Annotated in this window: 22 protein-coding genes; 7 read left to right on the plus strand and 15 right to left on the minus strand. The window is 38.2% G+C overall.

Annotated elements, in window-relative coordinates; all coding sequences use genetic code 11:
- Positions 1–165 precede the first annotated feature (165 nt).
- From JET18_RS15160 to JET18_RS15175, 4 genes are all read left to right on the plus strand, one after another.
- On the plus strand, positions 166–912 hold the full coding sequence (locus JET18_RS15160; RefSeq protein WP_202092371.1) for a carboxypeptidase-like regulatory domain-containing protein: 747 nt from the start codon (positions 166–168) through the stop codon (positions 910–912).
- A gap of 6 nt (positions 913–918) precedes the next feature.
- Positions 919–1722 (plus strand): hypothetical protein, encoded by an 804-nt coding sequence (locus tag JET18_RS15165; RefSeq protein ID WP_202092372.1) that lies wholly within the window; start codon positions 919–921, stop codon positions 1720–1722.
- A 12-nt stretch (positions 1723–1734) separates the two neighbouring features.
- Positions 1735–2550, plus strand: a complete 816-nt coding sequence (locus tag JET18_RS15170; protein ID WP_228728556.1) for a carboxypeptidase regulatory-like domain-containing protein — start codon at positions 1735–1737, stop codon at positions 2548–2550.
- A 66-nt stretch (positions 2551–2616) separates the two neighbouring features.
- Complete coding sequence (locus JET18_RS15175; RefSeq protein WP_202092373.1) at positions 2617–3351, plus strand: SIMPL domain-containing protein; 735 nt, start codon at positions 2617–2619, stop codon at positions 3349–3351.
- 464 nt (positions 3352–3815) lie between these two features.
- On the opposite strand, the gene JET18_RS15180 is transcribed toward JET18_RS15175, so the two are convergent.
- The 6 genes from JET18_RS15180 to JET18_RS15205 all read right to left on the minus strand — a co-directional run bounded on the left by JET18_RS15180 (position 3816) and on the right by JET18_RS15205 (position 9742).
- A complete protein-coding gene (locus tag JET18_RS15180; RefSeq protein WP_202092374.1) occupies positions 3816–4328 on the minus strand; it encodes a GNAT family protein in 513 nt (170 codons plus the stop codon).
- A gap of 2 nt (positions 4329–4330) precedes the next feature.
- Positions 4331–4552: a PspC family transcriptional regulator gene (locus tag JET18_RS15185; RefSeq protein ID WP_034725857.1), complete on the minus strand. Its 222-nt coding sequence runs from the start codon at positions 4550–4552 to the stop codon at positions 4331–4333.
- Between the two features lie 117 nt (positions 4553–4669).
- A complete protein-coding gene (locus JET18_RS15190; protein WP_202092375.1) occupies positions 4670–5146 on the minus strand; it encodes a hypothetical protein in 477 nt (158 codons plus the stop codon).
- A 216-nt stretch (positions 5147–5362) separates the two neighbouring features.
- Positions 5363–6634, minus strand: a complete 1272-nt coding sequence (locus tag JET18_RS15195; protein WP_202092376.1) for a DUF2851 family protein — start codon at positions 6632–6634, stop codon at positions 5363–5365.
- A gap of 221 nt (positions 6635–6855) precedes the next feature.
- Entirely contained in the window at positions 6856–8004 is a 1149-nt protein-coding gene (gene bshA, locus JET18_RS15200; RefSeq protein ID WP_202092377.1) for an N-acetyl-alpha-D-glucosaminyl L-malate synthase BshA, read from the minus strand.
- A gap of 4 nt (positions 8005–8008) precedes the next feature.
- Positions 8009–9742 carry a glycoside hydrolase family 3 protein gene (locus JET18_RS15205; RefSeq protein ID WP_202092379.1) on the minus strand — a complete coding sequence of 578 codons (1734 nt, stop codon included), beginning with the start codon at positions 9740–9742 and terminating at the stop codon, positions 8009–8011.
- Between the two features lie 114 nt (positions 9743–9856).
- Between JET18_RS15205 and JET18_RS15210 the strand changes: the two genes are divergently transcribed.
- Positions 9857–10411 (plus strand): hypothetical protein, encoded by a 555-nt coding sequence (locus tag JET18_RS15210; protein WP_202092381.1) that lies wholly within the window; start codon positions 9857–9859, stop codon positions 10409–10411.
- A 145-nt stretch (positions 10412–10556) separates the two neighbouring features.
- The gene (locus JET18_RS15215) at positions 10557–10952 is read left to right on the plus strand and encodes a hypothetical protein (protein WP_202092383.1); all 396 of its coding nucleotides are present in this window, start codon (positions 10557–10559) and stop codon (positions 10950–10952) included.
- Positions 10953–11016: 64 nt separating this feature from the next.
- On the opposite strand, the gene ribA is transcribed toward JET18_RS15215, so the two are convergent.
- The 8 genes from ribA to JET18_RS15255 form a co-directional block, all read right to left on the minus strand.
- Entirely contained in the window at positions 11017–11613 is a 597-nt protein-coding gene (gene ribA / locus JET18_RS15220; protein ID WP_202092385.1) for a GTP cyclohydrolase II, read from the minus strand.
- 17 nt (positions 11614–11630) lie between these two features.
- Positions 11631–12089 carry a hypothetical protein gene (locus tag JET18_RS15225; RefSeq protein ID WP_202092387.1) on the minus strand — a complete coding sequence of 153 codons (459 nt, stop codon included), beginning with the start codon at positions 12087–12089 and terminating at the stop codon, positions 11631–11633.
- Positions 12086–12700, minus strand: a complete 615-nt coding sequence (locus JET18_RS15230; protein WP_202092388.1) for a DUF4254 domain-containing protein — start codon at positions 12698–12700, stop codon at positions 12086–12088. Before JET18_RS15230 ends, JET18_RS15225 begins: the two co-directional genes overlap by 4 nt.
- A gap of 16 nt (positions 12701–12716) precedes the next feature.
- Positions 12717–12932, minus strand: a complete 216-nt coding sequence (locus JET18_RS15235; RefSeq protein ID WP_062650750.1) for a twin-arginine translocase TatA/TatE family subunit — start codon at positions 12930–12932, stop codon at positions 12717–12719.
- Positions 12933–12963: 31 nt separating this feature from the next.
- Positions 12964–14526, minus strand: coding sequence for a M23 family metallopeptidase (locus JET18_RS15240; RefSeq protein ID WP_202092389.1), 1563 nt, complete (start codon positions 14524–14526; stop codon positions 12964–12966).
- Positions 14523–15368, minus strand: coding sequence for a DUF4292 domain-containing protein (locus tag JET18_RS15245; RefSeq protein ID WP_202092390.1), 846 nt, complete (start codon positions 15366–15368; stop codon positions 14523–14525). The genes JET18_RS15240 and JET18_RS15245 overlap by 4 nt, the downstream gene beginning before the upstream one ends.
- A gap of 109 nt (positions 15369–15477) precedes the next feature.
- Positions 15478–16494: a sugar phosphate nucleotidyltransferase gene (locus JET18_RS15250; protein ID WP_202092391.1), complete on the minus strand. Its 1017-nt coding sequence runs from the start codon at positions 16492–16494 to the stop codon at positions 15478–15480.
- A 155-nt stretch (positions 16495–16649) separates the two neighbouring features.
- Complete coding sequence (locus JET18_RS15255; protein WP_202092392.1) at positions 16650–18104, minus strand: lipopolysaccharide biosynthesis protein; 1455 nt, start codon at positions 18102–18104, stop codon at positions 16650–16652.
- Positions 18105–18313: 209 nt separating this feature from the next.
- Between JET18_RS15255 and JET18_RS15260 the strand changes: the two genes are divergently transcribed.
- Complete coding sequence (locus JET18_RS15260; RefSeq protein ID WP_202092393.1) at positions 18314–19651, plus strand: dihydroorotase; 1338 nt, start codon at positions 18314–18316, stop codon at positions 19649–19651.
- A 487-nt stretch (positions 19652–20138) separates the two neighbouring features.
- On the opposite strand, the gene JET18_RS15265 is transcribed toward JET18_RS15260, so the two are convergent.
- Complete coding sequence (locus tag JET18_RS15265; RefSeq protein WP_202092394.1) at positions 20139–22436, minus strand: GH92 family glycosyl hydrolase; 2298 nt, start codon at positions 22434–22436, stop codon at positions 20139–20141.
- Positions 22437–22627: the final 191 nt, after the last annotated feature.

Raw genomic sequence — 22627 nt, forward strand, 5'->3', positions numbered from 1 at the left:
GACTGCAAGTTAGCTAAATTTTAAGTGAAATTTTAACAATTAGGAGGGGTGATTTAACAGTTTGCTGAGCAAAAATCAAAAAGAAATCCTAAAACGCGTTAACTGTGGTTAAACTTGTGATTTAATTTAAAAATAATTTTAGATTTGCTTCATAAAAAACTGTCCGTGAAACTTAAACTATTCTTTTTTTTAACTACTCTTTTTTTCATTAATACCCATGCCCAAAGTTATATTTTTGGGAAAGTCGTTTCAGAAGACAGCTCCGAAATGCCTGATGTTACCGTGATCAATATCAGAACGGATGAGATGACAGTAACCAACCGGGACGGGCATTTCATGGTTTCAGGAAGGGCAGGAGATGAGCTCCGGTTTGTAAAGGCGGGCTATGAACGTCTGGTGAAAAAAGTTTCCGGCGAAAATATAGCATCATCCTTAAATGTAACTTTATCAAGAGAAACGATACTCATTCCGGAAGTAGAGGTTAAAAAAGGACTTACCGGTGATCTGAAAATTGATTCCAAAAATCTTAACAGACCTAAAAAAGTAGAAAAGCTGACAAAAGATATAGACCGTTACATTGCACAAAAATCTGATCCCCGGATCCTTGCTGCAAAACCCGGAGAATTTGTACAGCCGAAAGGACAGGGTTTTTCTATTGGAAAAGTTAAAAATAAATGGGATGATATTGATCTGACGGCTTATTTGAGAACAGCGCTTGGAGAGGAATATTTCACAGATCTTAAAATTGATCAATCTCAGATTGACCATTTTATCAGTTATGTTCTGGCTGGCGGCTTCGAAAGAAAAAGTATTTTGAAATACGGTTTCTGCAGCGATGCGGATCTCAACAGATTTCAGCGGTTTGTTCTGACCAGAGTTTCCTCGTACCGTGCTCCACAGACTCAAAGATAAACACAGATGAGAACTTATATTAAACAAAGTCTATACGCAGTTCCGTTTTTTGTTTCTGCAGAAATGTTTTCCCAGCAGCAGATCACAGGATTGATAACAGATCGCAGCAACAGCAATATAAATTCGGTTTTGGTTATTAATGTGACTAACCTGAAAAGCGTCCTGAGTGATACTTCCGGAAAGTTTAGCATAGAAGCATCCGAAAATGATGAGCTGAGGTTTGTAAAAGAGGGCTATTACCGTTTCGATAAAAAAATAAAGGGTAATGATTTCAGTGCTCCTTTAATGATAAGCCTTGAAAAAGCAGAAATTGAAATTCCTGAAGTAAAAATAACCTTTAAGCCTTCCGGAAATCTGGAAAGGGACAGTAAAAATCTGAGTGAATCCAGAAAACTGATGGCTTTAAAATCTGACATGGAGGAATATATGAAAAGCCCATTAAATGAGGCTCTTCCGGATAATTCAATATCCAAAACCTTTAAACAGGATTATAATACGGGACAGGTCAGTCTTTTAGGAGTTCTGGATGCTGCTGTAGGCTTGTTTAAAAAAGCAACAGAACTTAAAATAACGAAAGCCAATTATACCGAAACACAGGACTTTCTAAGAAGAGTTAAAACAGAAGCAGATCTGCAGTTCCTTAAAAAATACGGGATGGATGAAGAACAGATCGATCATTTTTTAATCTATGCCAATAATACCCGCATGATGGCGAAGAAGTACAGAAAGAATTTTAAAATTGATGTCGTGGAGTTTGAGCTGAGAGTTGCTTTTGCGGAATATAAAAAGACCCATAAGGACAATATTTAATTAAAAGGAAGAATGAATTTAACGTGGAGAAATATGAGTATGGGTGGCTGGAAGAAATTTTCATTTCTTCTTATTTTCGCGTTCAGTCATTTCTTCGCACAGCAGGTTTTCACAGGCCAGATCATTGATGACAGCGGAGATAACTTAAGCTCAGTTGTTGTGATCAATATGTCTACCGATCAGAAAACGCTTTCCAATTCCTTTGGGATGTTCTCTATGGCAGCTTCTCCCAATGACGAACTGAGATTTGTAAAAGAAGACTTCATGAGAGTTTCTGTGAGGGTTCCGGCCAATGGATTCAATTCACAGCTTTTGGTCAGAATGAATCCGATACCGAGAGATGTAGGCGAAGTAAAAATTACTAAAAAGCCCACCGGAAATCTGGAAACGGATTCCAGACTGGCAGCAAAAGTAGATAAAGGAGAAATCGTAAAGCAGGCAGTAGGTTTACCAGAGCCCGTGGGTAAAATGAGGGAGAAACCTGCGGAAGTGAAAAAAGTGCTTTTACCCATCCTTTTAGGAAGTCTGGATGTACAGGGAACTTATGATTTGATCAGCGGAAAAGCCAGGCGCCAGAAAAGACAGTACAGATATGACGATTTGCAGGAACATATTGAATGGGTAAGGAACAGGGTAGACAATGATTATTTTACGGAAGCGGGAATTCCGGAGGAAAGAATTTCAGAGTTTATACAATATGCCTTTGAGGTCAAGCCTCAGGTCCGCACCTATGTAAAAGCAAAAAATTTAGCAGGAGCCCTTTTAAGAATGGAAGAAACCATGCCTGTATATCTGGAAAGGCTGAAAACGAGCAAAATACAGAAATAGCATTCTGAAAATTCGGAATGAAAATTGATGTACTTTTCCCTGAAAACCAATAACATTACAATTTGTATGAATAAAAATATTATTGCAGTAGCAGTAGGAGCTCTCGGATTTGTCCTTGGGCTTGGCTTTTTGGGGAATGCCATCAAAAACAGAAATAAATCTGAGAATACCATTTCGGTTACAGGATTGGGAACCAAACAGTTTACTTCCGACCTGATTACGTGGTCCGGGAGTTTTTCCAAAAATAATTCCGACCTGAAAGCGGCTTATGATGAACTGGCTATCGACAGAAAGGTGATCAACGATTATCTTGTTTCAAAAGGAATTAAGCAAAGCGAGATCGTATTTTCTTCTGTAGATATTCAAAAGCAGTTTAGAAGTTACAATGACGCTAACGGAAATTATGTACAGGGTGAATTCTCAGGCTATAACCTTACGCAAAAAGTTTCCATTGAAAGCAAAGAGGTGGTGAAAATTGAGAACCTGTCAAGAAATATTACAGAGATCATCAATCGCGGGATTGAGTTTACATCTTCGGCGCCTTCTTATTTTTATACCAAACTGGCCACTGTAAAGCAGGAAATGATCGCCAGTGCGACGAAAGATGCTAAAGAAAGAGCAGAAAAAATCGCTGAAAATTCAGGAAGCAGTCTGGGAAATCTTAAAAAAGCAACCATGGGAGTCATTCAGATTACAGAACCGAATTCCAATGAAGATTATTCCTACGGCGGTACCTTCAATACTTCCTCCAAGGAAAAAGAAGCGAATATCACCATTAAACTGGAATATCAAGTCAATTAATTAATAGGCTATCCACAAAATTCAACAGCTTTATCACCGCAATCATCTGTGAAAATCTGTGTCATCTGTGGTTAAAAAGTTACCACAAAAGTCACAAAAGTTTTAATATTTAAGTGATTTGAAGTTAAGTGCTTTATGAATAAGAAGTACACCTAAGTTTAAAAAAAATCAAAGATTTTTAGGATAAATCATATTCACAATCATCTGTGAAAACCTGTGTCATCTGCGGTTAAAAATTTACCACAAAAGTCACAAAAGTTTTTAACATTTAAGTGATTTGAAGTTAAGAGCTTTACGAATAAGAAGTATACCTAAGTTTAAAAAAATCAAAGATTTTTATGGTAAATAATAAACACAATCATCTGTGAAAATCTGTGCCATCTGTGGTTAAATAATCTCTCGCAGATGCAGCCGATCATGCAGATAAAAAAAAACCGCCGGAAATTTCCGGCGGTTTCTATATTTTAATGATAAACAGTATCATAAATTTCTTCTTTTACAGTCTTCAGATTTTCAGGGGTGTAATTGGCCAGCAGCCATAAATCCAGTGGCTTTTTTCCTTCCCCGTAACTCGGCTGTACATACATTTCATCAATCAGGGTAAACCCGTTTTTCTGATAGAAAGAATAGCGTCTTTTTGCATCTTCACCCAAATGATCCGGCTCTATTTCCAGAATAATTCTCGGATAATTTTTAAACAGATATCCGGTAATATGCGATCCCAGTTTCTGGCTTCTGAATGCCTCAAAAACCTCAAAATGTTCTACAAAAACATAAGAACTCAGTTCCCAGATGATGAGGTAGCCCACACTCTGCGACTCATGAAGTACAGAAATTACTTTCACATGAGGGTTGGAAAATAAGGCGGTAAATTGGTTCCAGTCCCTTTGTTCATCAGCGGGAAACGTGCTGGTATAAGACGTATAGATTTCCTGAACTCTATAATCGTCAGCAGAAGTGATCGGTAAAAATTCCATAATTATAAATCAAAAACACTGGGTCTTCTTGTAATAAAAATATCTTTGATCCAAAGCGTGAATGCCAGGCCAAGGTAGATTAAAAAGAAAAAACCGGCGGTAGCAAAAGTGGAATAGATAAAGAAGATCCTTAATTTAGACACAGGGATCCCCAGTTTGGCTCCCGTTCTTGTAAGAACACCGAACCATTCTCTTTCCATTTTGTGGCGGATATTATCAAACATTTGAAGATTCTTTTAAAAGTTTAAATCCAATACCGCAATTTAAGCAATTTTTTTTCTACCTATCCGATTCGTGATAAATAAATTGATCTTGATCAGGTCTTCGGTATTTTACAGAGATTAATCAAGCTCTATGCTATAGATCACACTGATAATTTTCCACTGGCCATTGACTTTTGCCAGCTGCCAGAATTCCTTGCCGTAATTGGTCACCCTGTTATCCAAAAGAAAAGAATAATCACAGGTAACTGAGCCGATAACATCATCGTTTTCAATATGTACATTTTTAAACAATTCATCCTGATTACCTTTATCCAAAAGAAACAGATGGAAATCCTGAATTTTTTTTGTGAATAGATTGGACGGATTTGATGTTTTATTTTTCAGCCTTTTCTGCTGGGTTTTATCTTTAATTACAGCAGTCCAGTTAAAAGAATTTTTTGTAAATAAAGCCTTAAAAGCTGTGGTATCCTTGTTAATAATATGTTGTCTGACCTCCTTTACAAGGTTTTGAATTTCATTTTTTTGTTGTGTATATTCCTGTGCCCGACAAATAAATGTAAGCAGAACAAAAAATACTACGCTCATGTTTTTCATAGGATTTTATTTTTTAAGAATGAATTTTGAAAAACAGATCAGGTTTATGATCAGAAATAAAACCTTTTCCACCATTTTTTTCTGTAAATATTCAAATAAATCCATGGGGTTTAAGAACGTGATGACGAACGGACACTGATCCGATGTAGAAAGTACTGTTGTTGATTTAAATATAAAATCAGGCTATACAATGTAATGAGGTCTATTGTGAAAATATCAGCTGTCCAAAGACTGTTTTAACAGATTAAATCCTATACTGCAGTTGAGACATTTCTTTTCTGTACATAAATTGTTATAATGATAAATCAGGCTTTGGCTTTCCAATGCATTTTTCACCGGAAGTCCCAGTTTTTTCCATCCGGCGGTTACCGTATTTTTTTCGGCTGTACTTTTTTTGTATAAATCCAGTATTTCATCCGTAATCTCTTCGCGGTGGTATTTGTGATAGGTATATTTTAATGGTAAAACAGTATTGAGAATAATAAGTTCAATAAATTCTCTGCTTAATAATTTGGGCTGGTATTTTGAAATATTCCCGAAATTGAAATGGAAATCCCAATATGCTGAAGCTTTTATTGGTGCAAAAACTTCGTAGAGTTCATCTATATTCTCTGCTTTGATAATTTTCGAAAACAGATTCTGGTGTCTGTAATAAAGATCTGCCAGCTGGGAAAGGCGGATCGTAGGGAAGTTGGGAGGTCTCAATCTCAAAAATTTAGGACGGATTATCAGATCAGGAATACCGAACTTTTTTCTGATAAATTCAAATTCTCTTTTCCAGATGGTCATTTGTGTGTCTTTCGGATGATCCAGCCAGTCTGAAATTCCAAATAAGAGAGCCTCCAGCTGAAATTCGTTCTGACGGATTCTGTTGATAACTGTAAAATCCACGGACTCTGCAATCTGTCTGAAAATATGCGCATTCACCTTTAATCCGAAAGAGTAGGCCAAGCTGTGGAAAAGGACCGCTTCAAAATCATTTTTGTATTGTTCCAGGCTTTTTTCAAGTTCAAGAGATTTTTCATCCAGCTTTTTAAGAACATTGGCTTCATGAAAATTAACGGGTATTTTATCCGCTTTAAAGATGTTTTCGCAGGGAATAAACTGAGTTCCGTTGATCAGCTTTTCATATTTCCAGAGAATATTTTGGTCAATATAATTTTTCAGTTCCAGAGTCGGAACATTTTTAGAGTTGAGGTCGCTGATTTCTGCATCATTTTGATAGACTGCATGAAGAATAATATTCTGGTAATTGGGATCCTGGGAATGATTGTGAAAAACCCAGTCCGAAGTACGGATGTGGAGTTCTATATGTCCGGCAATCATCACTCCTTTTATTTTAATTTTTGCATTCAGGAAATCCGGTCCCGCATCTTTATTCCATTTTCCAAAATGGATAATTTCAACAGAATTTCCTTCAATGTCCTTGAAGTCATAATTTTTGAAAACTTTATAGTTCCAGAGATATTGAAGCAGTTTTTCTGTCATAAGTGTCATGATAAATATAAAGGAAACTCCATATTTTTATCAACACTTTTAGTAAATTTTCCGGCACTGTTCTACATAATTCCGTTTACGTAGAAATCCATTTTTTAAAATTAGAATTTGTATTTTTCTCCTTCACTTTTATGAAGATTTAGGATAAAAAATTAAACGCCTTTTGTAATCATACAAAAGGCGTTTGAAAAGATATATTTTGTTATTTAAAATTAAGCTTTCGTCAGCTCGCCTTTAAAATTCTCTATCGTTGTCCGGTACATTTCTTCATAGATAGGGAGAATGTTTTTCAGATCAAATTTAATAGCCTGATCTTTTGCATTCATCTTCATGGTAGCTAAAAGTTCCTCATTACTCAGAATTTTGATCGTATAGTTGCTCATCGCTTCTACATTTCCGATCTCTGCTAAAAATCCTGTTTCGCCCTGGATGTTCACTTCAGGAATTCCTCCTGCATTGGAACTGATCACCGGAGTATAGGCTGCCATTGCTTCAAGGGCTGCAAGACCGAAACTTTCCTGCTCGGATGGAAGTAAAAATACATCCGAAAGCTGTAAGATCTTATACAAATCATTAACTTTTCCCAGCAGACGGATCTTGGAGATAAGTTCAGGATTTTCTTCCAGAAACTGGTTGACTTTTTCCATATCCGGTCCTTCCCCGATAATAATCAGCTTTGATTTTACTTTTTTCTCCACATTTTTGAAGATCTGCAGAACTTCATCCACACGTTTTACAGGACGAAGGTTAGAAACGTGGATCAGTATTTTCTCATCCGGATTGGCAAATTGCGTTCTCTGGCATTCCGTACAGTCATCAAATTCAGAATTATCAATAAAATTGGTGATCACCTGAATTTCCTTTTTAATATTGAAAAACTGCAGGGTATCTTTTTTCAGACTTTCAGACACCGAAGTAATGGCATCGGACTGGTTGATTGAAAACTCCACAGCATGCTTATAGCTCGGATGCTGGCCTACAAGGGTAATATCCGTTCCGTGAAGGGTTGTAACCAGCGGAATATCATTATTGTCTTCCTTAAGCATCTGTTTGGCTGTAAAAGCTGCATAGGCGTAAGGAATAGCGTAATGCGCGTGCAGAAGATCCAGCTTATAAAGATTCACGACACGATAGATCATGGAACTTAAAGCAATATCATAAGGCTGATACTGGAAAAGAGGATAGGTCTGTACATTCACCCGGTGGAAAAAGATATTCGGGTTCGTAATGTCTAATCTTGCCGGGAGTGCGGAACTTATAAAGTGTACTTCGTAGCCTTTATTGGCCAGGGACATTCCCAGCTCTGTTGCTACGATTCCGCTTCCTCCGTATGTTGGATAGCAAAGTATGCCTATTTTCATTAGATTATTGTTGTTTTGATGTTGTAAAAACTGTTGAGTTCACATGGGGAGCAGAAACCGGGATTAAATCAATTCCCATACCTGCTTTAAGCTGGTCATTGACGGAAACTGGCAGTCTGCCCCATATTTTTGTTTTTCCGTTAAGTGCAGCTGCCGCCGCTGTCATCGAATCGTCATTGTTTTCATACGATACTAAAACAGTGGAAACTTTGGAAATATCTATGTCTTTCAAAGCATATGCGCTTCCGAAAACATTTAGAATAACGTTCTGATTTTTGGTAAGATCAGCAAGAACTTTCTTCGATTCTGCTGAAATTTTGTAAGGTTTGTAGGCTGTTGAATTATCTTTGTGGAATCCTGCGATTACAGTAGAACCTGCAGGAATGGTGCTGATTTCACTAGCTTTTTTAATAATTACATTCGAACCTAGCTGGTTGGCAAAAGTCTGATAAGGAGCTTCCTCCATTGGAACATAATATACCTGCTTTCCTGCAATAGGAAGTAATTTCTGATCGTCTTTCAGTAAAGTAAGAGCATTGGCATAAAGATCCTGTACCAGTATTTTGTGGGAATCATTGTTCAGATCACTGTTGATATTCTCAGGATTTTTAGGACTGTATGTATCCAGGCCTAAGAAATATTTTGTCAGTAGAATTTTCTTTACACTTTCTTCCACTCTGGACTGAGAAATTTCTCCTTTTTCAATAGATTTCTGAATTAATTTTTTCCCTTCAGAAACTCCCTGTGAGAAAAGCATGATATCATTTCCGGCCTTAAAAGCCAAGGCATCCAGTTCGCCGGGTTTGTATTTATTGGCTACAGCGCCCATATTAAGGGCATCGGTGATGATTAATCCTTTATAACCCAGTTTATCTTTTAATAAACCAGTAATAATATTTTTAGATACGGAAGCGGGAATTCCTTTTCCGGATTCAAGGCTTGGAACATATAAGTGAGCCACCATTACGCCGCCGATTCCTTTGTCCATTAATGCTTTGAACGGTGCCAGCTCAACGGTATTCAATCGCTCCAGGCTGTGCGAAACAACCGGAAGATCAAGATGCGAATCTGTGCTGGTGTCTCCATGCCCGGGAAAATGTTTGATAGCAGCCAGAATAGTATTGTCCTGAAGTCCGTTGGAATAAGACAGAGCAGAGCTGATGACGTTTTCTACCTCCGAGCCAAAACTTCTGTTTCCGATAATAGGATTGTTTGGGTTGGTGTTGACGTCAACTACCGGGGCAAAATCCCAGTTGATTCCCATTCTGTGGCAGTCTTCTGCAATTTTAGAAGACATTTTGTAGATCAGGTCTTTATCCTGAATCGCACCAAGGGTCATTGCCCATGGAAATTTATGAGCTGTGGCAATTCTCTGAAACAGCCCCCATTCAGCATCCATGCCGATCATCATCGGGATTTTAGATTTTTGCTGGAATTCATTCACCAGATTAATTTCTCTGGCCGCATCATCCTGCATCAAGATCAATCCTCCGATCTTATCATTCACCACAATATTTCTAATCTGGTTAATATAATCTTCTCCTTTGTTCGTGTAAAGTGCTACAATAAACAATTGGCCCAGCTTTTCGTCCTGAGAAAGAGATCTATAGGTTTTGTCTACCCATCGGTGGGCCTTTTTCAGGTCGTCTTTAGAAAGGTTCTTGGGCTGGTACTGAGCTTTGGCTGTAAAGCTTATTAATGAAAAAACAAAGAGGGAAGTATATAGCAATTTCTTCATGATCTTTTGAATAAGAACAAAAATACAATTAAAAAAATGATGAAAACAAAGTTTTTGCAACTTTTGGTATATGATTTGAATACGCTTTATAAATAATAACTAAACTTTCTAAAAATGAAAAAAATACTTCTATTTTTATTCCTGGGTGCTGTAGGCTTTACGGCTTATAGCTGTGACAATGACGATGATGTTGTACAACAGGGTGTGGATTATGATACAATTGCTCAAATGAAAGATATTACAGGAACGTTTTCTAGTACCGGTAACTATACTATTAATCAGGGGCTTAGTATTCCAAGTACTGATGTGGTTTTGGTTTATAGATTGGTTGGAGGTAACGCTTGGCAGCAGATCCCAAAATCTGTTTATTTGCCTGATGTAGGTGGTAAACCTGTAAACAGAGTATTTGATTATAATTTTGTTTTTAATTCTTCAAATGTACAGATCAGAATTGATGACCAGAATTTTAATCTTCCTTCAGATCTTACATCTGCAGAAATTACTGAATATTTAAATAATCAAACGTTCAGAATTGTACTTGTTCCTGCTAATGCTTCAGGTGTAGGCGGTGCTAAAAGCAAGCAAGCACCAGTAGATTACAGCGATTACAATGCAGTAGTTAAGTATTATAATCTTGACGAATCTAAGGTGCAGGTAATAAAAAAGTAAATTAAGTAATAAATATCTTTTCAGTTTTTTATAATTAAAAAAGCTCCGGTGAGAAATCCCGGAGCTTTTGATTTTATATCCTGAAATTCTGTTTTGAAGAAAAATAAAAGTTTAATTTTATCACCAGAATAAGAACATAACCTTGATGAAAAATATATATCCAAAACTTTTACTGATTCTGCCTTTATCTCTGTTATCGTGTACCGAGGTAACGGACGAGGTGATAAACAACATCCATCAAAATAATGCGCAGGAAAACTATACCTCTCCTTTTATGGGGAAATGGGTGGGCACCTATTCAGGAGATGCAATCAGCGGGACTTTGATTTTAAATGTAAGTAAAAGCGGAAGCATTGAAGTAACAAGGGCCGAGAACGGGGCAGTAGGGGAAGTATACTATACCAGCCTTCAGGGACCGAGTGGGGCTTTAAATCCTGCACCTTCTCCAAAAGGTTTTATTTTATACGGAAGTTTATATACCAAGTCCGGAACCTGGAATTTTAAACATTGGAGTGGCAGCTGGTCTGTAGCCAAACAATAGCTGAATTACTGAATAACATATAATATAAAAGCTCCGGAGAATTTCCGAAGCTTTTTATGTTTATCTAATTGTCATTATCATCGAGTAAATGACCAAAGAAATCTTTTTTCGTCTGTAGATAGCCCTTACTTATTTCATTGGCAGGAATCTGTAAAGGAATCCTTGAATTAAGATGAATATTGCTGTCTACAACGTATTTTACTTTTTCAGGGTTGTTGGTTAAAAGATTGATGTCTTTTACATCCAAAAGATTAAGAATCTCAATAGCCACCCCAAAATTTCTGTCATCGGCAGGAAGTCCCAGTTCCAGGTTTGCCTGTACCGTGTCGAGCCCTTTTTCCTGAAGCGAATAGGCTTTCAGTTTATTGATGATCCCGATATTCCTTCCTTCCTGGCGGAGGTATACAATAATGCCTCCGTTTTCGTGGGTATATTTCATTGCGGCATCCAATTGCTGCCCGCATTCACATTTTTTTGAATGGAAAACTTCTCCTGTAATGCATTCTGAATGGAAACGTACGTTCACCGGCTTTGAGAAATCTGTATTTTCTGCAATGATGGCCATGTGCGGCATCCAGTCGTTTTCGTTTTCGGAGAAAGCGATCATTCGGAAAGAGCCGTGTTCTGTGGGAACATTGGCCTCTGCCTGAACTTTAATCATTAATAGTGGTTAGTTTTTTAATTTCCCTTTAAAGAATTTTCAATCACAGAGATATTGGTTTTTAAACGGACCAGGTATCTGTTGAGAACTTCATCATCATCTTTATTAAGCTGCTGTCTGAGTTTTTGAATTTTCTTATAAGATTTTTCGAAGCTTTTAACTGCTCTGTTCTTTCCCGCTGAGTTGTTGGCATCAATGGCATATAAATAATTCTGAAGGCTGTATTTCAAGCTCGTCACTTCTTCATTTAAACCATTGTTCTTAAACTTGGGAAAAGTAGAAATCAGATTTGAAATTTCAGAAGCATTTACATTTTCTTTAATATTGATATCAAATCCTTTTTTTGCCCCTCTGTCGGAATCAGAACCTTTTGTTTCGCTATAAAAATTATTAGACAACGGAGAAAGATTAAGCTTTTCCGTTGCGCAGGAAGTTATGATTAGTAGTAGTACTCCAAAAAAAAATAGTTTTCTCATTTCTGTTGCCCCTTTTGATAGAGGATCGGGTTAAGACTATCATCGTTATACATTTTCATTTGTTTGTATACTTTCATCTTAACATTACCGTATTCAATATCAGTAAGCAACTGATCTATAGAAGTTGATAGGTCTTCTTTCTGAGTAAGCAGCACATCCAGTTTTGCCTGGCAATTGGCGCGGTGCTCTTCAGAAGCGGATTCTCTATTGGCTTCTAACGACATATGATAAACCTTTAATGCAAGAATTGATAACCTGTCTACTGCCCAAGCGGGAGTTTCTGTATTGATTTTTGCATCAGGTCTAGGAGTTATATTTTCAAACTTTGTAAGGAACCAGCTGTCGATAAATTCTACCAGATCTGTTCTTTTCTGGTTGGAAGCATCAATTGTTCTCTTCAACTGAAGAGCTTCAGCGGGATCAATATTTTCATCTCTAATAATATCTTCTAAATGCCATTGAACGGTATCAATCCAGTTCTTTGCATACAAAATCCGTTCCAAACTGTCTTTTTCGAACGGGTTATTAATTAGAGTGTTAACGTCATCGGACACGTGATAGTCTTCAATAGATTGATTGAAAACTTTCCATGCAGTCTCAGTAAAATTCATTAATTCTGAGGAATTTTTAGTTGCTGGTAGTGTTATTATTATCGGCAGAAGGGGCTTTTTTTTCAGCGCCCGGTTTGTCTTCTTCCTTCACTGCATCTTTAAATTCTTTGATTCCTGAACCAACTCCTCTCATTAATTCCGGAATTTTCTTTCCTCCAAAAAGCAATACCAAAAGTATAGCTACGATAAGGATGTGCTGCCAAGATAAGGCAAGTATTGTTAGTGTGTTCATCTCTTAAGATTTTTGCAAAGTTAAGCTTTTTTTAATATGAAATCCAACCTAATGGGTCAACTGGTGTATTTCCGTTCCATACCTGGAAATCAAGAGTGTAAGAGCCATCGAAATCCTGAGCAACTGTACCTACCGGAGTACCGGAAGAAACCTGCTGACCTTTGGAGACGCTTACATTTCCTAAATTAGAATAAATCGTGAAATAGTTTCCGTGTTTCACCATAACGGTTTTTGTTCCGTCGCTGTTTGCCAATACCGAAGAGACTGATCCCGGATATACAGATTTTGCACGTGTACCGGAAGGCACAGCTATTTTAATTCCTGTATTTTCTTCAACAATATTTTTGAAAACCGGGTGTGGCTGTCTTCCGAATCGGTGGGTAATCTGTCCTGCTCTGTCTGCAGGATATCCAAGTCGTCCTCTGCTGTCTGCAAAGCTGCTTCCCGTGGTTGTGGTAACACCATAACTGGTCATAGCTTTGGTTTCTGCAGCTTTCTTCTCTTCTTCTTTTTTCTTGTTCAGTGCGGCTTCTGCAGCTCTTGCGGCAATAAGTTTGTCAGAGGCTTCTTTTGCTCTTACGTTCGCTTCATCAGAGGCTTTTTTAGCGGCTACTCTTCTGGCTTCGTCTTTTGCACTGGCTTCAGCTCTTGCAGCTTCTTCGTTACGTTTTTTCTCTTCTTCAGCTCTTTTCGCCGCGAGATCGGCGGCTTTTTTGGCTTCTATTTCAGCGAGTTTTCTTTCTCTTTCCAGGGCTTCTGCTCTGGCTTTGGCTTCTGCTTCAATTCTTGCTTTTTCTCTTTCAGCAATCAGCTTGGCCATACGTATTTTTTCAGCTTCTGCCTTTCTTCTGGCTTCTTCTTCAGCTTTTGCTATTCTGATCTCTTCAGCGATAATCGCACGGATCTGTCCTTCTAAAGCTTTAGATTGGGTTTGTTTCTGCTTAAGTTCAGCAGTAAGTATGGTTTCATTCTTTTTGAAATCTGCAACCAGCTGTTCCTTCTGTGCTCTTTCTGCATTGATGGTCACAAGATCTTTCTGCTGGTTCGCCAGTAGATTCTCTTTTTCTCTTGCGGAGTTCTGCTTCTGGGCAATGGATTTTTTGATCTGGGCCGCAGCATTACTGATTTCTGCTGCCTTTTTATCCTGATAGTCCGCGTACTGTTTCAGATACTGGACTCTTCTTATGGCTTCCCCTAAATTTTTGGAGGAAAGGATGAAGGTTACTTTGTTCTGTACCCCTTTGTTTTTGTATGCATTAACCAAAACCTCGGCGTAGTTCTTTCTGAGAACGGCCAGTTCTTTGTTCTGACGGTTGATTTCCAGCTGACGCAGGTAGATCTCATCCTCAATAAATCTTTTTTCTTTCTGGGTATTGGTATATACTTTTTCTCTCAACGTCAGTTTTTTATTAACGTTGGTAAGATAGGCTACCGAAAGTTTAGATTCGCTTTTGGTTTTTGCTAAATCTGAATTTATCTGTATAATTTGTTTTTTAAGATCGGCATTCTGTTTCTGAAGCTGTTCCTTGTTCTGCTGTCCCTGATGCAGGCCGAACAGTAGAATACCTATTAAAAAGCTAAATTTTTTAATCATTTAATCTCAATTTTCTTATAACTGGATGGTACAGAATAAGGTGTTTCCATCCTCGAAAAGTCAAATTTCGTGTTTTCCAGTAAAATTTGGCTAGATTTTGAGCCTTTTATAATTATTTTAACATTTTTTGGAAGGCGGATTCCGTTGTATTCATTCCAGTTGCTGTAAGAGATTTCCAGTTCGTCTGCAGATAAAACATCCTTTAAATTCACACTCAGCAGATCATAGTTGGTATCATAATTCAGAGCAATTTTATACTCTCTGGTTTTCTCATCCGTAACAATTTTCTGATTGTTGTTGGAAACCATTTTAAAGCCCTGTGCATTCTGGGTCAGCGTGAACTGGGAATCACTGATCTTCACAAAAGTTCTCCCCATTAATATTTTTTCCAGCGATTTATAATCAATGAAATTAACATTCAGGAGGTTGTTCAGATAATCAAAATCCGAATCGATGTAGGTTCTGCTGGTTTTGTCCTGTCCTTTGATCCCTTCCGGAGTAGCGATGCCTCTTGCCACATTAAATAAAAGGGCCTGAAGGTTCATCCATACCTTTTTATCATTCTCAATATAGATCGTGGCATCAAGGGTTGGAATAAAGCTTCCTGTTTCCACGTTCACTTTACTGCTGATCTTAACCTGATCGAATTTCAAAGGAACCACCACATGCTCGTAGAAGGTAAACTTGTCCCTTACCGGCTCATTGGCATCTTTGGGATTTCTGTTGTCATCAGCTACTGCAGTGCTGTCCTGCGTGTTGCCTCTGTTATTTTTAGCGGCATTTCTTGTTTTACAGGAAGATAATGTAAGCAATAAGAGAAGTATCGGGATCCAGTTTTTCATGTGTGTATATCTTTCGATTAAAAAAATACGCTGCAATATTAACGCCAAACCACACAAATAACATTGTGTGGTCTGGAGGTATCTTGTTTTATATTAAATATTTCTGATCTTATTTAGATAAAAAATCCAAAACGGAATAATCACCTAAAGAGATCTCTCTGGCCACTCCAAAATACTGGGCAGAATTCCCGATCATAGAGTTGGAAAGATTTCCGTGATTGATCCTTGTGTTTTCCTGGATCAGGGAATTCTCAATATTGGAATTCACGATGGTGGTATTGTTCCCCAATGAAACCCCCGGGCCGATTTTTGAATTGGAGATCTTTACATTTTCCCCGATAAAGCATGGCTGAATGATCAGTGAATTTTCAATAACTGCAGATGCAGGATAATTTTGCATTTCTTCTTTTTCGTACGCAAGAATCTTGCTGTTGGTTTCTACGGTAGCGTTTTTGTTTCCGCAGTCCATCCAGTCGTTTACTTTTCCTAAGCTGAATTTTGCTCCCTTTGCTCTAAGGTTTTCAAGGGCCGTTGTCAACTGATATTCGCCGCCATTTTTTATATTATTGTCCATAATATAATTGATTTCGCTCATCAGCTTTTCAGCACTGTTGAAATAATAAATCCCGATGATGGCAAGATCTGAAACGAAAGTCTGAGGTTTCTCCACGAAATCTGTAATAAAACCGTAGTTATCAAGTTTTACCACTCCGAAAGCGGAAGGATCTTCTACACTTTTCACCCAGATCACCCCGTCTGAATTTTTATCCAGCTGGAAATCTGCACGGAAAAGAGTATCTGCAAAAGCAATCACCACATCTCCCTGCATGGAATCTTCAGCACATTTAATAGCGTGTGCCGTTCCAAGAGGATCTGTCTGATAGTAGATACTTCCTTTTGCTCCCAGCTTTTCAGCGATCTGCAGTAAAGATTTTTCAATCTCCGGTCCGAAATCCCCAATGATAAATGCTACTTCTTCAATATTTTCCCCTGCTACTTTAGCAATATCTTCTACCAGTCTCTGTACGATAGGTTTTCCTGCAATAGGAATAAGTGGTTTTGGAACAGTCAGTGTATGTGGACGTAATCTGGAACCGCGTCCAGCCATTGGAACAATTATTTTCATAGATTATATGATACTGTTTATTTTGTTAGTGTTTACTTTTGATTAGGTTAAAGGTAATAATTTAGACCAATGTTAGGCGTAATATTTATCATCTTTATAAACTTGTGTTTAATTTTTTTTTAAGAACTCAATGATAGCAAATTAAGGGCCATAATTTAAGATCTTTTCATTATTTTCGATACAATGGCTTTTTCTTTATAAGCTACGAGGGCAATAAAGAGAAGCAGAAATAAATTTCCTACCACATAATTGGTACGGAAGAAGTAAAAAGATACCAGCGAGCACGTAATGGTAAAGAAAAGATACAGTGCTATTTTTCCTGTATTATAATGAATCGGGTACTGTTTTTGTCCCCAGACGTACGAAATAACCATCATGGACATAAAGGTGATCAATGCAGCCATGGCACTTGCCCAGTATCCGTATTCCGGGATAAAGAAGAAGTTGATCCCAATCGTAATACACGCCCCGATTACTGAAATGTATAAGCCAACCCTTGTCTGATCCGATAATTTATACCAGATAGAAAGATTAAGGTATATGCCTAAGAACAGCGCTCCCAGCATCACAAACGGGATGATTTCAATGCCTTCATAATACAGCGGGTTGCTCAGGTATTTTTCCGAGATCCACTGAAGGTTCACCATGAGGCCCATATAGATAATGCAGCTGCAAATGACGAAAACATCCATCAGGACAGCGTAGGTTTTATGTGAATCTTTATTCTTGAAACTTGAAAAGAAATAGGGCTCTATTCCCAGCTGATAAGCCTGTCGGAATACGGTGATAAAGGTTGCTATTTTATAAACGGCTCCATATACTCCGATCTGGTGGCGTGCTTCGTCCGGCGGAAGCAGGTATTTCAGAAACTGTCTGTCAAGCGTCTGGTTGACAATTCCGGCCAACCCTGCGATCATTACGGGCCAGGAATAGTTCATGATTCTTTTCCACAAATTAAAATCAAATTTGGAAATACTGAAGCTGAAGAATTCTTTCCCCACGATCAATAGCGTAATGATGCTTTGTACCAGATTGGCGATAAAAACATAGCCTACACCTAATTGCGGATCATATTTTAACCCCAGAATTCCCTCAGGATGTTTTGGAAGCCATTTGATGAAAAATACAACCAGTAAAAAGTAAACCACAGATCCGGCTACTTTGGAGAACATATATTTGAAAGCCTTTCCCTGAAGCCTTAATATAGCAGATGGAATCGTAGAAAAAGCATCCAGAGACAATATAAACAGGAATATCACAAGATAGTTGACCTGATCCGGCGTTTCAAATGCTATGGCAAGCTCGTTTCTGAAGACATACCCCAGACCAAGATAGATCAAAGCAATACTGATGATACTTATTGAGCATGTGGAAATCAGTGTTTTTTTGTCAATGCTTTCTTCCTGGGCAAATCTGAAAAATGAAGTTTCCATACCATGGGTAAGCAATACAGTGATCACTCCGGCGATGGAATACCAGTCCACAAAAGGGGACGAAGCGGCCGGCCCGAAAGCCTTCGTAACGATTGGTGCAATGATGAACGGGAAAATACGGACTAATACTGAACTAAGCCCGTATACGGCGGTCTGACCAAATAACTTCTTATACAAATTCGAAAATTTTATGCAAATGTAAATATTTAGAAATTGATTTATAATCTGTAACATTAAAATTCATTCATAAACCTTAATTTTGCTGTTGATTAGAAGCTAGAAACCAGAGGTTAGAAATTAGTGGTGAAGATCGTATAGTTCACCTGTAATTTGTAATTCAGGATTTTCTAACTTCTAATTTCTAACATCTAATTTCTAAAAAGTAAATGAAGACCTTAATTAAAAATGTAAAAATCGTCAACGAAGGCCAGATCTTCGAAAGCGATATCTTAATAGAAAATGACCTGATTTCTAAAATAGAAGCTTCCATTTCCGATGAGGCAGACCAGATCATTGACGGTGCCGGAAAATATCTTCTGCCGGGTGTCATAGACGATCAGGTGCATTTCAGAGATCCGGGACTGACGCATAAAGGGGATATTGAAACGGAATCCAGAGCAGCTATTGCAGGAGGAATCACCAGCTTTATCGATCAGCCGAATACGGTACCCAATGCAGTTACACAGGAATTATTAGCCGATAAATATGAAATCGGGGCTCAGAAAGCATATGCCAACTACGGTTTTATGATGGGCGGAACCAATGATAATCTGGAGGAAGTTCTAAAAACAAATCCGAGAAATGTTCCGGGAATTAAGTTATTCTTAGGTTCTTCTACCGGAAATATGCTGGTTGACAATCCAGAAACCCTTGAAAATATTTTCAGCAGTACAAAAATGCTGATCGCCGTTCACTGTGAAGATGAAGCAACAATACGCGCCAATACCCAGCAATACCTTGATGAATATGGAGAGGATATTCCTGTAAAATTTCATCACCTGATCAGAAGCGAAGAAGCCTGTTATAAATCTTCTTCAAAAGCAATTGAATTAGCTGAAAAAACAGGAGCGAGACTTCACGTTTTCCACCTTTCAACTGCCAAAGAAATGGAACTTTTCAGAAATGATATTCCATTGAAAGATAAAAAAATTACCGCTGAAGTATGCGTTCATCACCTGACATTTACCAATGAAGATTATGAAACCAAAGGCTCTCTGATCAAATGGAATCCTGCTGTAAAAACTCAGAAAGATAAAGACGCACTTTGGGAAGCACTTCTGGATGACAGAATTGATGTCATTGCCACAGACCATGCGCCGCACACTGCTGAAGAAAAACAGAATGTATACACAAAATGTCCTTCCGGTGCTCCTTTGGTACAGCATTCATTACCTGTGATGTTGGAAAATTACCATCAGGGAAAAATTTCCCTGGAAAAAATTGTTGAAAAAATGAGCCACAATCCTGCCATACTTTTCAGAGTGGAGAAAAGAGGATTCGTGAGAGAAGGCTACAAGGCAGATCTTGTTTTGGTTGATCTAAATGCCGACTGGACCGTAGCGAAAGACAATCTTCTTTACAAATGCGGGTGGAGTCCTTTAGAAGGCATGAACCTGCATTCTAAGATAACCCAGACTTTTGTGAATGGACATCTGGTTTATGACAATGGAAAAATTGCAGAAGAGAAATTCGGGGAAAGACTTCTTTTTGAAGTAGCAGAATAGTAAGATTAAAATCAAAATAATAAAAGGGCAAATAAAACTATTTGCCCTTTTTGTTTTTATAAGTGGAGATGAAACCACCCCGTCAAAAATTCTTTGAATTTTCGCCACCCCTTCATGCGAGGGGAATTTTTTGTCCGTTTAATAACGGGCATTCATCAATATAAAAATCTATGATTTTTAAAACTTATGTGATCTTCTTATTCGAAAAGCATTCGACTTAAAATAACTTAAGTGTTCAAAATCTTTTGCCACTTTTGTGGTTAATAATTTTTTTTAACCACAGATTTCTCAGATGTACACAGATGATTGTGGATATTTGTGCCAATTATTTGTGGTATTCGTGTTTGAAATATAAAAAAATATTCTTCGGCTTTAGCATCTCTATCAATTCTATCAATTGATGATTATACGATGGATGTTTTATTCAATAGGAGCGGGCTTTAGCCCGCTTTATTCATAGTGAAAGTTCCACGGCTTTAGCCAAAACTTATTTCTTCGGCTTAGAACTCATAGAGAATGTAAGTTTTCCACCAGCCATAATTTCAGAATGTTTTAGGGTAAAATTCTTAATTTCCTTACCATTAAGCAATATCTTTTCCACATACACATTCTTCGGGCTTTGATTGATGGCTTCAATTTCAAAAGTTTTTCCGTTTTCAAGATTCAGAACCGCATGGTCTACGGCAGGACTTCCAACCGCATAATCTTCAGATCCCGGAGCCACAGGATAAAACCCGAGTGAGCTTAAGATATACCACGCACTCATCTGTCCGGCATCGTCGTTTCCTCCCAAACCATCCGGTGTGGCTTTATACTGCATCTCTAAAATCCGGCGGATCTGTGCCTGCGTTTTCCATGGCTGCCCGGCCCAGTTATAAAAATAGGCAACATGGTGAGCGGGTTCATTGCCATGAACATAGCCCCCGATAATTCCTTCGCGGGTAATATCTTCCGTATCGGCAAAAAACTCGTCGGGAAGATGCATCGTGAACAATTCATCCAGTTTTGATGCAAATTTTTTCTTTCCACCCATCATCTGCATTAGTCCATCCGGATTTTGGGGAACAAAAAAGCTGTAATTCCACGAATTTCCTTCGATGAAGCCCTGGCCATGGGTACTCAGAACGTCAAAATCTTTTTTGAAGCTTCCATCCGCCAGTCTTGGCCGCATAAATCCGGCTTTAGGATCAAAATTATTTTTCCAGTTTTCAGAACGCTTGATAAATTGATTATAGATTTCCGTTTCACCTAAATGTTTTGCCAGCTGGGCAATCGCCCAATCGTCATAAGCATATTCCAGAGTATTGGAAACCGAAGTTCCGTTTTTCTCAGCAGGAATATAGCCCATATCCATATAATAGCCGATGCCTTCGTAATCTCTTTTATTCGCTGTGGCGATGCAGGCTTTTAAAACATCTTTCGGATCACCCGTATAATTTCCTTTGATCACAGCATCTGCAGCAACACTTACACTGTGATAACCGCTCATACACCAGTTGTCATTCGCATAATGGGACCAGATCGGAAGCATTTTCATGGAAAACTGATCATAATGAGCCATCATGGATTTCACCATATCATTATTACGCTTTGGCTGTATAATATTGAAGAAAGGATGCAGGGCACGGTAAGTGTCCCAGATCGAGAAAGTCGTGTAGTTAGTGAATCCTTCTGCTTTGTGAACATTCTGGTCCAGACCTTTATACTCTCCGTTGATGTCCATATAAGTGGTAGGACTGATGAAAGTATGATACATTGCCGTATAAAAATTCGTCTTTTCCGTATCAGAACCTTTGATCACGATTTTATTCAGTTCCTTATTCCAGTTTTCCTGGGCTTTGGCTTTTATCTGGTCAAACGATTGGCCTCCGGTTTCTTTTTCAAGGTTTTCCAGAGCATTGGTCTGGCTTATGGGAGATATAGCCAGTTTTACTTCTACCGCTTCATTTTCTTCCGTATCAAAATCAAAAAACATTTTCAGATTTTTTCCTGCGATCTCCGGGAAATTTTTGGTTTGGTCAAATTTTCGCCAGAACCCTCTGTACACCTGAGGGCCGTCAAAGTTTTTCTGACCGTATGATTTAAAAGGTTTTGAAAACTTCATGGCAAAATAAACCGTTCTCGTTCTTGCCCAGCCGTTGGTCTGACGGTATCCTGTGACCGTACCGTCATTTTCCACACGAACATAAGTCCATACATTCTTGCCCTCATAATTATAAATTCCGGCTGTAAGGTCTAAAATAATATGTGCCTGATCAGATTTTGGAAATGTATAGCGGTGAACGCCCGTTCTTGTGGATGCCGTAAGTTCTGCCAGAATATGGTGGTCATCCAGTTTTACTTTATAATATCCGGCTTCTGCTTTTTCATTTTCGTGGGAAAAACGGCTTCTGTAACCACTTTCAGGATGGGAGGCTGTTCCCGGGTTCAGCTGCAGTTTTCCTACAGTCGGCATGATCAGAAAATCTCCGAGATCGGAATGTCCCGTTCCACTGAAATGGGTAGAGCTGAAACCTACGATTGTTTTATCTTCATAGCGGTATCCTGCACAGTATTTATATACCTCACCGTTATATTTTCCGTTCAGTTCATAGGAAATAGTATCCGTCTCCGGACTCAGCTGTACGGCTCCAAACGGAACAGTGGCTCCGGGATAAGTGTGCCCCATTTTTTCCGTGCCGATTAACGGATTGACGTATTGTATTAATTTTTCAAATTTTTGAGCTTTAAGATTTAAACCGAAAAATAAAAGAAATAGAAAAACAGTTGTTCTGTGATTTTTCATTAATGGAATATTTTCAAAGGTTAAAATTAATTAAAAATCAAAAAATAATCATTTACTGCTTATAATTTAACATAAACCATATATTGGCTTTCGCTGTATTTCTTCAATAAGCGAAGCGCCATTGTTTATCCTAAAAACATCCACAAAGAAATCACCTTTGTTTATCCTTGCGATTAACAGAGCCAGTAATG

The sequence above is a fragment of the Chryseobacterium endalhagicum genome, assembly GCF_016745235.1.
In the GTDB taxonomy this organism is placed as follows: Bacteria; Bacteroidota; Bacteroidia; order Flavobacteriales; family Weeksellaceae; genus Chryseobacterium; species Chryseobacterium endalhagicum.

What these genes read in the sequence shown, in the direction of transcription:
- ribA (WP_202092385.1), bottom strand. Translation starts at nt 11,613, where the DNA reads ATGATTAAAGTTCAGGCAGAGGCCAATGTTCCCACAGAACACGGCTCT.
- JET18_RS15245 (WP_202092390.1), bottom strand. Translation starts at nt 15,368, where the DNA reads ATGAAAAACTGGATCCCGATACTTCTCTTATTGCTTACATTATCTTCC.
- bshA (WP_202092377.1), bottom strand. Translation starts at nt 8,004, where the DNA reads ATGAAAATAGGCATACTTTGCTATCCAACATACGGAGGAAGCGGAATC.
- JET18_RS15205 (WP_202092379.1), bottom strand. Translation starts at nt 9,742, where the DNA reads ATGAAGAAATTGCTATATACTTCCCTCTTTGTTTTTTCATTAATAAGC.
- JET18_RS15225 (WP_202092387.1), bottom strand. Translation starts at nt 12,089, where the DNA reads ATGAGAAAACTATTTTTTTTTGGAGTACTACTACTAATCATAACTTCC.
- JET18_RS15170 (WP_228728556.1), top strand. Translation starts at nt 1,735, where the DNA reads ATGAATTTAACGTGGAGAAATATGAGTATGGGTGGCTGGAAGAAATTT.
- JET18_RS15215 (WP_202092383.1), top strand. Translation starts at nt 10,557, where the DNA reads ATGAAAAATATATATCCAAAACTTTTACTGATTCTGCCTTTATCTCTG.
- JET18_RS15180 (WP_202092374.1), bottom strand. Translation starts at nt 4,328, where the DNA reads ATGGAATTTTTACCGATCACTTCTGCTGACGATTATAGAGTTCAGGAA.
- JET18_RS15265 (WP_202092394.1), bottom strand. Translation starts at nt 22,436, where the DNA reads ATGAAAAATCACAGAACAACTGTTTTTCTATTTCTTTTATTTTTCGGT.
- JET18_RS15250 (WP_202092391.1), bottom strand. Translation starts at nt 16,494, where the DNA reads ATGAAAATAATTGTTCCAATGGCTGGACGCGGTTCCAGATTACGTCCA.
- JET18_RS15185 (WP_034725857.1), bottom strand. Translation starts at nt 4,552, where the DNA reads ATGTTTGATAATATCCGCCACAAAATGGAAAGAGAATGGTTCGGTGTT.
- JET18_RS15235 (WP_062650750.1), bottom strand. Translation starts at nt 12,932, where the DNA reads ATGAACACACTAACAATACTTGCCTTATCTTGGCAGCACATCCTTATC.
- JET18_RS15195 (WP_202092376.1), bottom strand. Translation starts at nt 6,634, where the DNA reads ATGACAGAAAAACTGCTTCAATATCTCTGGAACTATAAAGTTTTCAAA.
- JET18_RS15230 (WP_202092388.1), bottom strand. Translation starts at nt 12,700, where the DNA reads ATGAATTTTACTGAGACTGCATGGAAAGTTTTCAATCAATCTATTGAA.
- JET18_RS15190 (WP_202092375.1), bottom strand. Translation starts at nt 5,146, where the DNA reads ATGAAAAACATGAGCGTAGTATTTTTTGTTCTGCTTACATTTATTTGT.
- JET18_RS15260 (WP_202092393.1), top strand. Translation starts at nt 18,314, where the DNA reads ATGAAGACCTTAATTAAAAATGTAAAAATCGTCAACGAAGGCCAGATC.
- JET18_RS15165 (WP_202092372.1), top strand. Translation starts at nt 919, where the DNA reads ATGAGAACTTATATTAAACAAAGTCTATACGCAGTTCCGTTTTTTGTT.
- JET18_RS15210 (WP_202092381.1), top strand. Translation starts at nt 9,857, where the DNA reads ATGAAAAAAATACTTCTATTTTTATTCCTGGGTGCTGTAGGCTTTACG.
- JET18_RS15175 (WP_202092373.1), top strand. Translation starts at nt 2,617, where the DNA reads ATGAATAAAAATATTATTGCAGTAGCAGTAGGAGCTCTCGGATTTGTC.
- JET18_RS15240 (WP_202092389.1), bottom strand. Translation starts at nt 14,526, where the DNA reads ATGATTAAAAAATTTAGCTTTTTAATAGGTATTCTACTGTTCGGCCTG.